The organism is Paraplanobispora takensis, assembly GCF_016863195.1.
Lineage (GTDB): Bacteria > Actinomycetota > Actinomycetes > Streptosporangiales > Streptosporangiaceae > Planobispora > Planobispora takensis.
Window position 1 is genome coordinate 1 of sequence record NZ_BOOK01000048.1, and the last position, 15141, is coordinate 15141.

Sequence of the window (15141 nt, forward strand, 5' to 3'; positions counted from 1 at the left end):
TTAGCATCCACTGCGCCCACTCCCGCAACACCCGGCGGTGACCTCGTCCAGTCGGAGGTGACCGAAGAACGGGAAGACGTGCCGCTCGGCGTCGGCCAGGTAGGTGAACCGCTGCGTCGGGGAAGCACCCGGCCGGACGGCGTACTCGGTGCGCGCGTACGCCTCGAACGTCGGCATGCCCAGGTCGCCGTCATCGCGGAAATGAGGGTCCTGAAGGCCGTGGCAGCCCTTCGGGCAGCCCGGTGGCCGCCGCTGACCATGATGCTCGACGAGTTCGGCGAAGGACTCGGCGATCGTCCTGTCGTAGCAGGTCTCGACGTCCTCCTTGCCGTCCCGCCCGCCGCCGATCCGCCACTTCACCAGCCACGACTTCGCGCCGCTCTTGGCCGTGCGCTCGATGATCCGCGCCACCTGTGATCCCCTCGTCTCGGTGGCCGCAGGGTGGCACAGAGCGTCCGCACGGCTCATGGAGATGATCGGGAATCGACCGTGGTGTGGCGGAACACGGGAACACCGGGGGAACATGATCTAGGAAACGGCTCGGCCGACCCCGCTGACGCCATCAGGATCAGGCCGCTGACCTGCGTAAATAGTGGTAGGGCGCCTGGGACTCGAACCCAGAACCTACGGATTAAAAGAGGAAGGCTTCTTATGGGGCGCTCGGCGCTCTGACCTGGCGTTGCTTCGGGTGATCACCAGGGGGAGAGGAAGGGTGTTCCGCGTATGTTCCGGATCTTGCTGATGACCGCGGGCGGGTTAGCGGTGGGAACGTCCGCCCATGGCGCATGCGATACAGCCACGGCCGCCGAGCGCCTTGTCCAGGTCACACATGACCTTGGCAAGCCGTTCCTCGTCTTCCCGTGGGAACTGCACCACGGGCGTGCCGGCCGCGAAGTGCTCGCCGACCATGTAGAGGTGGTCACGCAGGACCGTAGCGGCCTCCCGATTCAGTCGAAGCATGATCTCTTCCACGTGGCCAGCCTACTGCCAGCGGTTTTCAAGAGGACTGCGTTCCTGGCGATGACATGGCTTCCCACCAGGGTAGAGGCACCGGTCTGGACCCTGACTGCGGTAGATCATCCCGCGTATATCCCGTAACGGCTATTCATCGACCTCGGCGTGCCTGGCCCGCTCTCGCAGCCGGCGTAGGCGGCGGTCGTACTGACCGGTGTATGACCTCTCGGCCTTGTTGACCAACCGGTTCTGCGGGTCGGAGGAGCTTTCATACAGCTCGGTCTCGAACGGATCGTGGTCGTACTCGATCAGCCGGGCCAGCGCCTCACGCTCCTGCTCGATGGAACCTCGCGCCCGAATCTGTTCACGCCACCTCTCCGCACTCGCCTCGGCCTCGTCCACTCCCTCACCGTAGTCGCCGTACCGAACGATGTGGAGACCCCGTGGGGCCAAGCTGTCAGCTTGGGAAGTCTCTAACCCACCTGGTCGCTGAGCTGGCGAAACGCTGACCTGCGGGGAAGTGCTTCGGCTGCCCGTGATTCCCCGTGAGTTCCCCTTGTTCCCTCTGCTGACGGGCACGCGACGGGCACGTCCTGAGAACCCCCGTGCGGACGCACACACCCCGACCGCCGGATCTTCCCGTCGCCGTCGTCCCACCCTCCGGGGAGCGGGCCGGGGCCAGGGGTCAAGGTGGAGCGCCCCACCGGACGAACGACCTTGACCCCTGGCCCCGGCCTGCTCGGCTTGTCCTGGGGCGGCGGCGACGGGAAGATCCGGCCCCCGCCATCCACGAACTCGGCTCTTGCTCCTGGCGATCATCCCGGAGCCGGAGTGCCCCTGCCGGAGGCACATGGTTTTTAAGAGCGGCAGATCAGGAGGCGCACGAATGTCGGAGGTGATCGTTACTTTGGCGGCATACCTGAGGAAGACGGCTTGGAGTGGTGCGGATGGAGATCACATACGCCGACGTCGCTTGGCTGGCCGAAGACTATGAGTTGGGCGACGTGTGGTGCCTGACCTTCGTGTGGGGGCTCGACGAGGCGGAGGCGCTTCGACGCGTGGGCGCCGCAGAGGGGAGCATTCGGCCGCTCACATATGAAGAGCTGGATGATGAAGGGCTGTTCCCCGACACGGTTTTAGCCGGGAGGCTGGGCGGCTGGACCGTGCTCATCGAGAGAGGCGGATGGCAGGCAACAGAACGCGATGCCGTACGGGCCCTGTCGGCCGCGACAGAGGTTGTGTCGGTCCTGCGTCACGACCACGCGACCGGCAACTTCGTGTACGCCCGCGACGGAGAGACAGTGACCTCCTTCAACCCCACGATTCCCGCATGGCGCTACGGGAGGGACCCTGATCGTCTTGTGGACGCCATGAGGGCCGTGGGCTTCGATCCCGCACGTACGCCGGGAGGCGAGGACGAAGGCGAGAACGCCGATCATCCGGCAGTGGGCAGGGCCTTGCTACTGGCAGTACGGCTGACTCGCGTTGTCCTGACTCCGGAGGTCTTGCGCGGGCCATTGCTGGGCGGTGTCGTCCGTTCACCGGTTTAGGGCTCATGCGGCGGCGGCGTGCCGGTGGTCGGTGCGTTGGTTGGGTACGGCGGGTGCGCGGGTCGGTGGACGGCCCGGGTCGCCGCCGGCCGGGACCGGCGCCCACGCCGCACGCCCGGGCGGCGTGCGGCAGAGGGCCGGGTACGGCGGCGCGGCGCGCCGCCGCTTGATCCCTACAAGAACAATTCGGCAACACTCCGGGCTCGCTGTCTGCTCGCGGCCTGTCGTGCCTGCATCTAAAGAATGCTCGGCGGTCAGCAGGACGTAGGGCGATCAATCGAAGTCAATGCACACGGCGTACCAGTCACCGGTCAGGTGAGTGATCTGAGGCGTCCCGAGCTCCTGCACGCGTCCGGCGGAGACGTGAGCGAATCCGCACTGCTCCAGCATCCCTCCAGAGTTCTTCGCGCGGAGCTCCGTGATCCCGTTCCAGCGGCGTGCCTGATCGATTGCGAACACTCCGGCCTGTTCTTCGTGGAAGATCCAGCGTTCTTGTTCCGGCAGAGCCGCCGCGTACGTCGTCAGAGCCGGCTCGGACATCGCAAAAGCGATGCGCAGCGGGGTTCCTGAACTGACCAGGGCGAAGACCAGCCCACCGGCTAGAGGCAGCAGGTAGACCCATCGGCTACGCCGGTAGCGGCGAACCGCAAGAAACATGACCCACAGGCAGAAGGCCAACAGCCATGCGGGAACAGCGGCGATGATCAGCAGGGTGTTGCCGCCAGGGGTCGCCGCAGCCAGCACCGTCAGCATCGAAGCGATGATCACCGAAGCGGCGAGAGCCCACCGCCACCGGCCGCGCTGCGGCGTCTCGCTGGCGGGACCGGCGACCTGGGAAGCGACCATGTGTGCACTTTATGCAGGTGGTGAGGATGCTGAGGTTCTTCCCCGGTCTACCTGGTCCGGCTGTCTCCATGTACGCGGGATATCCCGGGCTCCTGAGGTGGCGGATCGAGCGGGTCACTTGTCGTGGCTGGGTGGTTGTCGACTATGGCGAAGTCGTCTCAGAGATCTTCTCGACGGAGGCTGTCCAAGGCGAGGTGCCAAGGGTAGGCGTCGGTCCGGCCGGCTCCGGAGCTGGGGGCGTGGGGCTCGAACTGGCCGGGGCCGAGGAGGACGTGTATGCCTTCGGCTCGCAATGATTCGACGCTGCGGCGGAACGGGGCGCGGGAGGCGAAGGCGGTGTTGACGAAGGGCAGCACGACCACGGGGATGCCCAAACCGGGAGCCTCGGCCAGGATGCCCAGGGCGTAGGTGTCGGCGATGCCCTGGGCGAACTTGTTGATGGTGTTGTAGGTGGCCGGCGCCATGATGATGGCATCGGCCTTCGGCGACCTCGGCTCACCCGGCTTGCGGTAGCGGCTGCGCACCGAGCGGCCGGTCTGCTTCTCCAGCGCGTCGGCGTCGATGAAGTCCAGCGCGGACGGGGTGGCGACGACCTGGACGGTCCAGCCTTCGTCCTGGGCCAGGGCGACCAGGCGGCCGACGTCGGCGGCGGGGCCGGCGGCGCACACGATGACGTACAGGACCTTGCCTGCCTGGCTCACGTGCTGACTCCCAGGGCGTCGGCGAACTCGTGGGCCTCGCGGCGGACGGTGATCGGTGCGGTGGCCAGCAGGTCACGCACCAATCGCAGCGTGGCGGGACGGCCGGTGATCTCCTCGGGGGCGATCTGCTCGGCGGCACGCAGGATGTGCAGGACCCGGTCGTGCTTGCTCCACATCAGGAAGGCGCGGGCGGTGTCGAGCAGGAGCGTGGCCTTGCGTTCGTTGATCGGCAGGGCGTCGATGTTCACCCGGCGGGCGTACTCGATCGCGGTTCCGGCGTCGCCCATGACCAAAGCGGTGTTGACCCGGTGGCACAGCACGTTGTTGGAGCCGAAGGCGGTCCACATGTGGTTGCCCTCGTGGCCCAGGCGGCGGCCGGCCTGCTCGGCCTCGTCCAGCAGCTCGGCGGCGGTGTGGCGGTTGCCGTGCTGGGCGGCGGCGATGGCTCCGCGCAGCAACAGCGCGCCGTACACCGACAGCTCGTCTTCGGAGGGCCGGGTGAGGTCGGCGTCCATGCGTTGAGCGGCGGTGCCCGCGTTGCCGGCGGCGGCTCGGTGGTGGCCTCCGTCCATGAGGGCGTGGGTGATGATGCGGGCGCTGGAGCCGATCATCAGGGGGCTTTCGGACAGCTGGGCGGCTTGGACGCTGCGATCGGCCGCAAGCCAGGCCAATCCCTTGTCCTCCTGCTTGAGCATGATGGAGGCGGCCACGTGATACGCCTCGGCTGACAGCGCGTGCGCCTTCAACTGGTCGTCACCGTCCAACGCTGTGCAGGCGGCACGCAAAGAGCGCAACAGCGCGGGAAGGGCGGTCAGCACCTCGCCATAGCGGCATGCCTGGTAATCCTGCTTGGCCTGGGCGACGGCGGCGGCCAGGGGTGCGAGCTCCGGGACGCCGGATGCCGGAGGCGGGTATTCGGTCAGGGCGGCGGCCAGGTCCTCGACGCCGGATGCGGGCTCGGCGGCCGGAGTGCTGTCGGCCACGACGGCTCCGAACAGAGCGGCCCCGGCCAGACCGACGAATTCGCGACGTCGCACGGTGGTCTCGTCCTCCCCTCGCTGGACGGACTCCACGCTACGAGACGGAGCCGAGAAGCTCGGCGCATGCCGGTGGTAGTCATCCCGGGAGGGAATGACCGGAGCAGGGGCCGTACGGGGAGCAAGTCCCAGAGCGAGCCGGGCGGCGTCCGGCATGTCCATGCCGTCGGCGATGCGCTCGAAGACCTCCAGCGCGGTCACCTGCTGGCTGCCGCTCATGATGCCGCTGACCTTGCCCTGGCTCATGCCGATCATGCTGCCGATGGAGGTCTGTGACACTCCGGCGTACTGGCGCACGAGATGGAGGACCCGCCCGATGTCGCGTGCTCGCAGTGCGGCCAGCATGTCGGGCCGTTGCCAGATGGAGCCGGGAATCTCGGGCATCGGGGCCGTGTCCCTTCGCGGGGGATCCGAGGTCGCGCGGTGATCCCATCCTGACCCGCCGACGACCCATCCCGTCAAGGGATACCGCCTGGGAATGGGCATGGGCGCCGTGGACGGCGACTCTGGAGCGCATGAGAAGCGATCGGATGAGTGGACAGGTCGAGCGGTCGTGCTTCGCCTGCGAGGGACGCGGCTGGAAGTACGTCAGCTTCCGCCGTGCGCTGATCGCCAGCCCTGACGGTCCCGTGCCGCCCCTGCCGCGAGTACGGGACATCTGCTCGACGTGTCAGGGACTCGGCTTCCCTGCGGCGGCGTGAGTGTGGAGCCGGGCATGAGCGGGCTGGCACAGGCATCGCACCCGGTGACGGATGAGGCGTTCTCCGGTGTGGACGCTGCGGAGTCTCTGCGAGGTGAGCCGGACGGGCTGGGCATCGCGGCGCCGATGGAGCCGTGCGGTGTCTCCCCTCGATGACTGCACGGGCGTGAGCCCTCATGTCTCCACGGCTCAGCGTGATCATGTGCGGTTGGAGTGGCGGACGCCGTACCCGGCACTGGAGCGGGCGCGGCCGGTGGCCTGGACCTGCGTGTGCCGATCGGTGATCTACGAGCTGCGGGTGGGGGCCGGGCAAGGCTTCATCCGGCGGACGGTCCAGCTCGACGGCGGACATCAGGTGTTGGAGAGCCGGTCATGGTTGCAGCGGGAAGCGTGGGCGGTCTGGGCTGATCTGTTGGCCGGACGCGTTCGATAGACGGGTACGGCGGTGCGGCTGACCTGGCCGAGAAGTGGAGGGGGCCATGTGTCCCGCATCGCCGTACTCACCATCAGGGAAGGCGCGGATGTCTAGGCAACCTCCTTGTAGATCTCTATGCTGACGACAAGTCGAGTAGTTGGGTTATCGTCATGTCGATCTCTGATGAAGAGTATGCACCGCCGAAGTACGCCCAGATCGTGCAGGCGATCCGGCGGAAGATCGCTGACGGCACCTACCCGCCCGGCTCCCAACTGCCCTCGGAGACCCAACTGGTCCGCGAGTTCGCCGTCTCCCGTCCGACCGTCGTACGGGCGCTCCAGGTCTTGCAGCTCCGTGGCGTGATCGACCGCGAGCACGGCAAGGGCTCGTTCGTGAAGCCCTCCCCGCCGGCCGAAGAAGACTCCTCCCGCCCCGGACGCGCCGTGCTGGATCGCGTGGAGGTGCGCGAGGGGGCGACGATCGTGGAAGCGGGTTCCCGGCCGGCCCCGGCCAATGTGGCGGCGTTGCTGTCGCTGCCGGAGGGCGCTCCGGTCGTGATGCGCCGAGTGCTGCTCGCCGATGCGGGGAAGCCCTGCGAACTGGTTACCTTCTGGTGCCCGATCGAGCTGGCCGAAGGCACCGATCTCGGCGGCGTGGAGCCGTTGACCGTGGGCGTACGGCAGCACATGCAGCGGATCAAGGGCGTGAAGCTCGACCACGTCATCGAGCGCCTGGCCGCTCGGCACCCGCTGCCCGAAGAGATCAAAACGCTGGGGCTGACCAAGACGGCTGCGGTCCTGGCGGTGCTGTCCCGCATCTTCGACGGGTCCGGTCGTCCGGTGCTGATCATCGAGGTCGCGCTTCCCGGCACTCTGCACGAGCTGGAAGACGCCTACAGCCTGTGATGTGACCTAAGTCACATACCTTCTCGGAAACTCGTATTGTCGAGTTTGCGTTGGAAGAGTTACTTTCAACTCGACAATACGAGTTAACGAGTAGACGACAGGAGCACATCATGGCACTCCAAGGACCCATCCCCGTCACCTTCGAGCAGGTCTTCCCGCACGGCTGCTACGTCGTCGGCGAGGTCGAGCAGGTCAAGGACTTCGACGCCTCGTCCAACGGCCGCACCGTCTACGCCAAGGACAGGATCACCGGCCAACTCGTCTGGCAGGTCCCGGTCATGGACGCCGACCCGGCGCTCAAGGCCAGTCAGAAGACCGTGGCGGTCAAGATCCTGTCTCCGGTGCAGCCGGTGCCTCCACCGCCGGTACCGGGCTCGCCGTTCACGCCGGTCGAGTTCGACGGCATGAGCGTCACGCCGTACGTCTCCCAGGCCGGTCGGCTGGCCTACTCCATCCGGGCAACGGTGATGCGCACTCCGCGCGTCGGCGCTCCGGTGAAGCAGGCCCCGACCGGCAAGGACGTCGCGGCGGCCTGACAGGCAGGGAGCCGCTGGAACTGGTCCTTCCGGCGGCTCCTCACCTCCCCAGATGCGAATCACAGAGAGGACTGATGTCCGATGTTCAAAAAACTGCCCGGAGACGAGACACGTGCTCTCGTTTCCACCACCCCTGATACCGCCGTGGTCTTCCGCCCGGCGGTCATCCGTACCCCGGCCGCCGTCACCATCGCGATCTTCATCGGTCGCCTGCTGATCGGCCTCGTCCGCATCGTCTGGCGCCATCCCGTCGCCGTGGCCGTGCTCGCCGTCCCCTCCGTGGTGGCCTGGCTGTACGGCTGGCGCCTCGCCCTGGTGGTCGTCTGGATCCCCTTCTCGGTGCTCCTGCCGTGGGCGCTGTTCAACCGGGACTCCTTCAACGCCTGGTTCGGCCGGCGGCTGCTGGCCTTCTGGCGACTGATCTGGGTGTATCGGCGGCACTGGCACGCGGTCATGGTCATCTCCGGACTGGCCCGTCACCTCCGGGGCCGTGACTACGTTCCCCGCCTGGTCCGCGTGCGCTGCACTTCCTGGGCGGACCTGGTCAGCGTCAAGATGCTGACCGGTCAGGCGGTCACCGACTGGGCCGACCGCATCGAGCACCTGGCCCACGGCTTCGGCGCCACCTCGTGCCGGGTCTCGGTCGCTCGCGCAGGCCGCCTGCTGCTGACCTTCCCGCGCCGCGATCCGCTGGCCGTACCCTTACCGGCCCTCGCGTTACCCGAGACGGTCTCGGTCGAGCCGGTCGAGATCGGCATCTGTGAGGACGGCCGTCCCTGGCGACTGAAGGTCCACGGCACACATGTGCTCGTGGCCGGTGCGACCGGGGCCGGCAAGGGCTCCATCCTGTGGTCGGTCATCCGCGCCCTGCTCCCGGCGGTCTGGTCCGGCATCACCCAGATCTGGGGACTGGACCCCAAGCTCATGGAACTGTCCTTCGGACGGGCCATCTTCGAAGGTCACTATGCCGCGACGCCCGAAGAATGCGCCGACCTGCTGGATGAGGCCGTGTCCCTGATGCAGAAGCGCGCCGCGAAGTTCGCCGGAGTCCAGCGCGAACACATCCCCACCGTCGAAGATCCGTTCATTCTCGTCGTGGTCGACGAGGTCGCCTTCCTGACCGCCTACCAGAGCGACCGGGCCTTGAAGCAACGCACCATGGCCGCGCTGGCGACTCTCACCACCCAGGGTCGAGCGGTCGGCTTCGGGGTCCTGGCCGCGCTTCAGGATCCGCGCAAGGACGTGCTGACCATCCGCAACCTGTTCCCCGACAAGATCGCGCTCCGGCTGGACGAGTCCGAACAGGTGGACATGGTGCTCGGCGACGGTGCCCGTGATCGGGGCGCGCTGGCCGATCACATCTCCTTCATCCCCAGCGAGGGCGCGGGCGTCGGTTACGTCCGGCTGGAAACCTCGCCCGACCCGATCCGGGTCCGCGCGGCCTACGTCTCCGATGCCGACATCCGCGAGATGGCCGCGCTGTTCGAGACGGAGGAGACAGTCTGATGAAGATCACCATTTACGGCACCGAAGCCGAGATCGACGCCCTGCCCTTCCGTCGGCTGCGGACCTTCGACGGCTCCGAGCTGGGCGAAGTGGTCCTGACCATCGATCTGGACTCCGCTCGCCTGCGCAAAGACCCCTACAGCGATGCCTACCGGCTCTGCGCCGACCTGATCGACAGGAAGGAGGACTCATGACCGATGCCCCCACCCCCTCAACCCCTGACGCCGTCACGTCGGTGGACGCCTCCCGTCCCCGGCTGCCCCGCGCTGTACGTGACCGGCTGCCCATGGCCCTGGACGTGATGATCGAGGTGGCCAAGCTCAACGGCGTGTGCATCCGGCCGATCGAGATGCGGCGACTCGACACCCGTACCGGCCGGCAACAGCCCTTCGACGTCCCGTGCGGCAACACCAAGGAAGCCAAGTGCCCGCCGTGCGCGCAGCGCAACAAGCAACTGCGCAAAGCCCAGTGTCGGGAGGGCTGGCACCTGGAGAGCGAACCGATCACCGAGCCGGATCCTTCGACGGAGGAGCAGCGTTGGCTGGTCGAGTTCCGCGCCGATGTTCAAGCCAAGCGGGACGCGGCCGAACGCGACGGCAACACCGCAGAGGCCGCCGACTGGGATGCCGCGATCGTCGAAATCGATGAGGAGATCAATGCCGCTGGGATGCGGGGCAGTCTGGCAGGCCGTACGGCCGCCAAGCGCTCCCGCTCCACCCGCAGACGGCAGGACGCTCCGGATCTGCCCAAGCGGGCACGCCAGGACACCACCCTCGGGCGTACCTTCACCGGCACCGACGGCAAGGTGCTGCGACCTTCGCTGTTCGTCACCCTGACCCTGCCCTCCTACGGCCGCATCCGGGCCGGGCAGGGCGTACCGGTCGACCCCTCGACCTACGACTACGCGCGGGCCGCTCGCGATGCGCTGCACTTCTCCAAGCTGGTGGATCGGTTCGTGCAGAACCTGCGGCGCGTGGCCGGCTACGACGTGCAGTACTTCGCCACCATCGAGCCGCAGAAGCGCCTCGCGCCGCATCTGCACATGGCCATCCGGGGCACGCTGCCACGTGCGGAGATCAAGGCGATTGCGGCGGCCACCTACCACCAGGTGTGGTGGCCGGCCGTTGATGAGGTGCGCTTCGAGGGCGAGCACCTGCCGGTGTGGAACCCGCGAGCCGACTTGCCCGATGGCGGCACCTACCCGGACGGGCAAAGCGGCGACTACTTCGACCCGGTCACCGGGGAAGTGCTGCCGACCTGGGAGGAGGCCCTCGACCAGCTCGACGCCGACCAGGACGCCGAACCCTTGCACGTGGTCCGCTTCGGCGACCAGGTCGACGTCCAAGGCGTGCTGGCCGGCACCCCCGATGCCGACCAGTGCATCTGGTACCTGAGCAAATACCTGACCAAGTCCTTGGGGGAGTCCCTCGCCCCGGACGAGCCGCACTATCAGGCACGCCGGGACCACGCCGCCCGGATGGTCGACGCCCTGCGCTATGAACCGTGCTCGCCGACGTGTGCGAACTGGCTGCGGTACGGCATTCAGCCCAAGGGTGCGAAGCGGGGGATGCTTCCCGGCCGGTGCCGGGGCAAGGCGCACAAGCCCGAACACCTCGGCTACGCCGGACGTCGCGTGCTGGTCTCGCGCAAGTGGTCCAACAAGACCCTGCGCGAGCACAAGGCCGACCGCCGGGCCTGGGTGCTGGATGCGCTCGGCCTGGCCGATGATCCCGCCGAGAGCGACCCGCACCGCTACGTCTGGCACCCGGTCTCCTCCAAAGACCCGACCCGGAGCCCGCTGGCCAAACGGCTGCTGCGCAGCATCGCCGACCGGCAACGCACCCGGGCACGGCTGGCCGAACTCCAGGCCAGAGCAGACGGCAGACCCCTCGACGAACTTTCGGCAACTCCGGGGATGGAGGTGGCGGCATGAAGAAGAAAGACGAGCTGATGACCGTCCCCGAGATCCTCGAAGAGCTGCGCGGGGTCTCGGAACGCACCTTCTACCGCTGGCGTGAGATCGGGAAGTTCCCGGCCGGGTTCCGCCTGCCCAACGGCGACATCCGGCTCTACCGGAGCGAGTTCGAAGCCTGGCTCGAATCCCTCCGGAGGGCGGCATGAACACCTCCTACAGGGTGAGGTTCTGGGAGATCCGGAGCAACACGCGATCCGAGGGGCCGGGCAAGAAGCCCCGTATCGTCTCCCACACCGTGCGCTGGACGGTGGGCAACCGGGAGAAGTCCTCGACCTTCAAGACGAAGGGTCTCGCCGAGAATTTCCTGTCCTCCCTGCGGCAGGCGGCCAAGAACGGGGAGGCGTTCGACCTGGGGAGCGGGCTTCCCCTCTCCATGATCGAGGCCAAGGAGGGGCGAACCTGGTACTCCCTCGCCGTGGCCTATGTCCAAGCCTGGTGGCCTCATGCGGCGGCCAAGAGTCGTGAGGGCATCACCGACTCCCTCGCTTACGTCACGCCCATCCTGGTCAACGACCATCCCGGCCGTCCGGATGACGAGGACATCAGGCGGGTGCTGCTTGAGTACTCCTTCGTGCCCGAGGAGCGCCGTCCGGTCCCCTCTGAGAAGGTGCTCCGGGTGGTGCGCTGGCTCGAAGCGGCTTCCCTGCCCCTCACTGCGATGGAGGAGCCCAAGCACACCCGGGCGGCGCTGGAGGCCCTCTCGCTGCGGCTCGACGGCAAGGCTGCGGCGGCCTCGACCTACCGGCGCAAGCGGGCGGTCTTCCACCGGGTGCTGGAGTACGCCGTGGAGCTCGGCGAGCTTTCGGCAAATCCGATCCACAAGGTGAAGTTCCGCAAGACCAAGACCAGTGACGAGGTTGATCGGCGCTCGGTGGTCAACCCCGCTCAAGCGCGGCGGTTGCTGACTGCCGTCACCTACGCGGGCCGTACCCGTGGGGTGATGATGGCGGCCATGTTCGCCTGCATGTACTTCGGCGCTTTGCGCCCGGCGGAGGCGGCCGGGCTGCGCGAGGCGAACTGTCATCTCCCGGAGACCGGGTGGGGGATGCTGACCTTGGAGAAGAGCCGGCCGGAGAGCAACAAGCGCTATACCGACTCCGGCGAGGCCAACGACGAACGCGGGCTCAAGCACCGCCACGAGAAGGAGACCCGGCACGTTCCCATCCCTCCCGAACTGGTGGCCATCCTGCGGGCGCACATCGAGGAGTACGGCGTCGCCGAAGATGGCCGGCTGTTTCGGACCAGGAACGGCAAGAGCTTCCCCGGCTCGACGGTCTCGATGGTCTGGAAGCAGGCTCGTGCTTTCGCCTTCCCACCCGAGGTGGTCACCTCGCCCCTGGCGCGCCGGCCGTACGACCTGCGGCATGCGGCCGTCTCACTGTGGCTGAACGCCGGAGTGCATGCCCCCGAGGTCGCCCAGCGAGCGGGGCACGGGGTGGATGTGCTGCTCCGGGTCTACGCCAAGTGCATCGACGGGCAACACGAGACGGCCAACAAGCGGATCTTGGCGGCGCTCGGCACATGAGATCCACCACGGCACGGCGCAGCGGAGGACCCCGGGAAGCTCTCGGGGTCCTTCGTCATGTCGGCCTCGACGGCCCCGGAATCGCTCCGGACGCCTCCGGAACGCCAGTGCCCGCCTGGGGAAACGCTCAAGATCGCATTCCGCGTATATTCCGGGACCACTGGCAGACGGCTGCATCCGACTGCGTCCGACTGCATGGGCCGGTGAAGATCGACAGGAATGAAAGCCCTGGTCAGAGCCCAAATTCCTGGTCGGGAGTGGTAGGGCGCCTGGGACTCGAACCCAGAACCTACGGATTAAAAGTCCGCAGCTCTAACCATTGAGCTAACGCCCCGCTTGAGACAGCGTACCGAGGATAGTGTCCGCCGACGCCCGTTGCCAGGTGCGGGAGAGGGCGTCTGTTCACTCGAGCGGCGGGTGGGAGGGCGGGATACTTCCTACAGTAGAGGGTGTGACGAGATCTGGACCGGAGCTGGACGGCTCCCTTCGTGAGTCCGCGCGGGGCGGTTATGTCGTGGTGGACGTGGAGACGACGGGTTTCTCGCCGGCCAGGGGGGACCGGATATGTGAGATCGCCCTGATCTCGCTGGACGGCGAGGGCGAGACCGTCGACGAGTGGCACTCCCTGGTCGACCCGCGCCGGGACACCGGGGCCGTGCACATCCACGGCATCACCCGGGCGATGGTCGAGGGGGCGCCGGTCATCCACGAGGTGCTGGACGAGATCTGGAGCCGCGTCGCCGGGCGTGTCCTGGTGGCGCACAACGCCCCGTTCGATCTGCGCTTCCTCAAGGATCTCCCGGGGAGCCACTGGGTGACGGAGACGCTGTGCACCCAGCGGCTCGCCCCGGAGTTCCTGCCCTACGGCAAGTGGACCCTGGCCGCCTGCTGCGAGCGTGCTGAGGTTCCCCTGGTGAACGCCCACGCCGCGCTGGTCGACGCCCGCGCCACCGCCGAGCTGTTCCGCTCCTTCCTGCGGAAGGGCGGCTCCTGGCAGGATCGGCTGTACAGGGCGGCGCAGGCTCCCGAATGGCGCCCCTGCGGGCTGCCGCAGCGGGAGGCCCGCCGGCGGCCGATCACGTAGCCCACGGGTCCCGCTCACGTAGCCCACGGGTCCCGCTCACGTAGCCCACGGGTCCCGCCGGCCTCAGCGGTAGGCGGGGATGCCCGTCAGCGCCTCGCCCAGCACCAGCGTGTGGATCTCCTGGGTGCCCTCGTAGGTCAGTACGGACTCCAGGTTGTTCATGTGGCGGATCACCGGATACTCCAGGGTGATGCCGTTGCCGCCGAGGATCGTGCGGGCCTGGCGGGCGATGTCCAGGGCGGCCCGGACGTTGGCCAGTTTGCCGAAGCTGATCTGACGCGGGGTGATCTCTCCGAGCTCCTTCAGACGGCCCAGGTGGAGCGCGGTGAGCTGGGCCTGGCCGAGGCCGACGTACATCCAGGCGAGCTTCTCCTGGGTCAGCTGGAAGCCGCCGATGGGCCTGTCGAACTGGACGCGGGTCTTGGCGTAGTCGACTGCCGACTCCAGGCAGGCGCGGGCCGCGCCGACGACGCCCCACAGGATGCCGAAGCGGGCCTCCGACAGGCACGACAGGGGACCCTTCAGCCCGAGGACCTCGGGCAGTACGGCCGACGCAGGCAGGCGGACGTCGTCGAAGTAGAGAGAGGAGGTCACCGAGGCGCGCAGGGACATCTTCTTGTGGATCTCGGGAGCGGAGAAGCCGGGCGTGTCGGTGGGGACCACGAAGCCGCGGATGCCCTCCTCGGTCTGGGCCCACACCACGGCGACGTCGGCGACGGAGCCGTTGGTGATCCACATCTTCGAGCCGTTGAGGATCCAGTCGCCGGAGGGGTCCTGCTTGGCGTGGGTGCGCATGCCGGCCGGGTCGGAGCCGTGGTCGGGCTCGGTCAGCCCGAAGCAGCCGATCGCCTCGCCGGAGGCCATCCGGGGCAGCCACTCCTCCTTCTGCTCGGCGGAGCCGTACTTCCAGATGGGGAACATGGCCAGCGAGCCCTGGACCGACACGAACGAGCGCAGGCCGGAGTCGCCGGCCTCCAGCTCACGGCAGGCGACGCCGTAGGAGACCGCGTCCAGCCCCGCGCAGCCGTACCCCTCCAGGTGCATGCCGAGGAGCCCGAGTTCGCCGAGTACGGGAGCGAATTCGCGGGCGGGGAAGGCGGCGTCCTCGAACCAGTCGCCGACGTGCGGGAGGATCCGGTCGGAGACGAACCCCTTGACGGTGTCGCGGATGAGGCGCTGTTCCTCGGAGAGCACGTCGTCGATGCGCAGGAGATCGTCCATGAGGGTTCCTCTCGTCCGTGGTGACCCTGCCGGGGCCGTACGGGTGACCCCGCCGAGGCCGTACGGGACTCCGCCCAGGCCGTGCGGAACGGCCCTGCCGAGGTCGTACGGCCGGCCGGATCCCGGGCCGGGGTCGGTGGTGGCCCTGTCAGGGTATTGCGGGGGTGTCAGGGTTCGGCCAGGGGG

At 67.9% G+C, this 15141-nt stretch carries 17 protein-coding genes and 1 tRNA gene; 10 read left to right on the forward strand and 8 right to left on the reverse strand.

Annotated features, from left to right (window positions below):
• From Pta02_RS30765 to Pta02_RS30775, 3 genes are all read right to left on the reverse strand, one after another.
• A complete protein-coding gene (locus Pta02_RS30765; RefSeq protein ID WP_203878484.1) occupies window positions 1-411 on the reverse strand; it encodes a hypothetical protein in 411 nt (136 codons plus the stop codon).
• A gap of 345 nt (window positions 412-756) precedes the next feature.
• On the reverse strand, window positions 757-972 hold the full coding sequence (locus tag Pta02_RS30770; RefSeq protein WP_203878485.1) for a hypothetical protein: 216 nt from the start codon (window positions 970-972) through the stop codon (window positions 757-759).
• A gap of 129 nt (window positions 973-1101) precedes the next feature.
• On the reverse strand, window positions 1102-1407 hold the full coding sequence (locus Pta02_RS30775; RefSeq protein WP_239131351.1) for a hypothetical protein: 306 nt from the start codon (window positions 1405-1407) through the stop codon (window positions 1102-1104).
• A 494-nt stretch (window positions 1408-1901) separates the two neighbouring features.
• Between Pta02_RS30775 and Pta02_RS30780 the strand changes: the two genes are divergently transcribed.
• Window positions 1902-2504 carry a DUF6461 domain-containing protein gene (locus tag Pta02_RS30780; protein WP_203878486.1) on the forward strand — a complete coding sequence of 201 codons (603 nt, stop codon included), beginning with the start codon at window positions 1902-1904 and terminating at the stop codon, window positions 2502-2504.
• A 273-nt stretch (window positions 2505-2777) separates the two neighbouring features.
• Here the strand turns inward: Pta02_RS30780 and Pta02_RS30785 are convergent, their stop codons facing one another.
• The 3 genes from Pta02_RS30785 to Pta02_RS30795 form a co-directional block, all read right to left on the reverse strand.
• A complete protein-coding gene (locus tag Pta02_RS30785; protein WP_203878487.1) occupies window positions 2778-3350 on the reverse strand; it encodes a hypothetical protein in 573 nt (190 codons plus the stop codon).
• A gap of 158 nt (window positions 3351-3508) precedes the next feature.
• Complete coding sequence (locus tag Pta02_RS30790; RefSeq protein ID WP_203878488.1) at window positions 3509-4051, reverse strand: flavoprotein; 543 nt, start codon at window positions 4049-4051, stop codon at window positions 3509-3511.
• Window positions 4048-5472, reverse strand: coding sequence for a helix-turn-helix domain-containing protein (locus tag Pta02_RS30795; RefSeq protein ID WP_239131352.1), 1425 nt, complete (start codon window positions 5470-5472; stop codon window positions 4048-4050). Before Pta02_RS30795 ends, Pta02_RS30790 begins: the two co-directional genes overlap by 4 nt.
• A gap of 146 nt (window positions 5473-5618) precedes the next feature.
• On the opposite strand from Pta02_RS30795, the gene Pta02_RS30800 reads away from it, so the two are divergent.
• The 8 genes from Pta02_RS30800 (at window position 5619) to Pta02_RS30835 (ending at window position 12650) form a co-directional block, all read left to right on the forward strand.
• Window positions 5619-5789, forward strand: coding sequence for a hypothetical protein (locus tag Pta02_RS30800; protein ID WP_203878489.1), 171 nt, complete (start codon window positions 5619-5621; stop codon window positions 5787-5789).
• Between the two features lie 584 nt (window positions 5790-6373).
• Entirely contained in the window at window positions 6374-7108 is a 735-nt protein-coding gene (locus tag Pta02_RS30805) for a GntR family transcriptional regulator (protein WP_203878490.1), read from the forward strand.
• Between the two features lie 110 nt (window positions 7109-7218).
• A complete protein-coding gene (locus tag Pta02_RS30810; RefSeq protein ID WP_203878491.1) occupies window positions 7219-7644 on the forward strand; it encodes a plasmid replication, integration and excision activator in 426 nt (141 codons plus the stop codon).
• An 81-nt stretch (window positions 7645-7725) separates the two neighbouring features.
• On the forward strand, window positions 7726-9150 hold the full coding sequence (locus Pta02_RS30815) for an FtsK/SpoIIIE domain-containing protein (RefSeq protein WP_203878492.1): 1425 nt from the start codon (window positions 7726-7728) through the stop codon (window positions 9148-9150).
• Entirely contained in the window at window positions 9150-9344 is a 195-nt protein-coding gene (locus tag Pta02_RS30820; RefSeq protein WP_203878493.1) for a hypothetical protein, read from the forward strand. The genes Pta02_RS30815 and Pta02_RS30820 overlap by 1 nt, the downstream gene beginning before the upstream one ends.
• Complete coding sequence (locus Pta02_RS30825) at window positions 9341-11083, forward strand: replication initiator (RefSeq protein WP_239131353.1); 1743 nt, start codon at window positions 9341-9343, stop codon at window positions 11081-11083. Before Pta02_RS30820 ends, Pta02_RS30825 begins: the two co-directional genes overlap by 4 nt.
• Window positions 11080-11271, forward strand: coding sequence for a helix-turn-helix transcriptional regulator (locus tag Pta02_RS30830; RefSeq protein WP_203878494.1), 192 nt, complete (start codon window positions 11080-11082; stop codon window positions 11269-11271). The genes Pta02_RS30825 and Pta02_RS30830 overlap by 4 nt, the downstream gene beginning before the upstream one ends.
• Window positions 11268-12650, forward strand: a complete 1383-nt coding sequence (locus Pta02_RS30835) for a tyrosine-type recombinase/integrase (protein ID WP_203878495.1) — start codon at window positions 11268-11270, stop codon at window positions 12648-12650. Before Pta02_RS30830 ends, Pta02_RS30835 begins: the two co-directional genes overlap by 4 nt.
• A 258-nt stretch (window positions 12651-12908) precedes the next feature.
• On the opposite strand, the gene Pta02_RS30840 is transcribed toward Pta02_RS30835, so the two are convergent.
• Window positions 12909-12984 (reverse strand) — tRNA-Lys (locus tag Pta02_RS30840).
• Between the two features lie 117 nt (window positions 12985-13101).
• On the opposite strand from Pta02_RS30840, the gene Pta02_RS30845 reads away from it, so the two are divergent.
• Window positions 13102-13734 carry a 3'-5' exonuclease gene (locus Pta02_RS30845; RefSeq protein ID WP_203878496.1) on the forward strand — a complete coding sequence of 211 codons (633 nt, stop codon included), beginning with the start codon at window positions 13102-13104 and terminating at the stop codon, window positions 13732-13734.
• Between the two features lie 63 nt (window positions 13735-13797).
• Here the strand turns inward: Pta02_RS30845 and Pta02_RS30850 are convergent, their stop codons facing one another.
• A complete protein-coding gene (locus Pta02_RS30850; protein WP_203878497.1) occupies window positions 13798-14955 on the reverse strand; it encodes an acyl-CoA dehydrogenase family protein in 1158 nt (385 codons plus the stop codon).
• Window positions 14956-15141 lie beyond the last annotated feature (186 nt).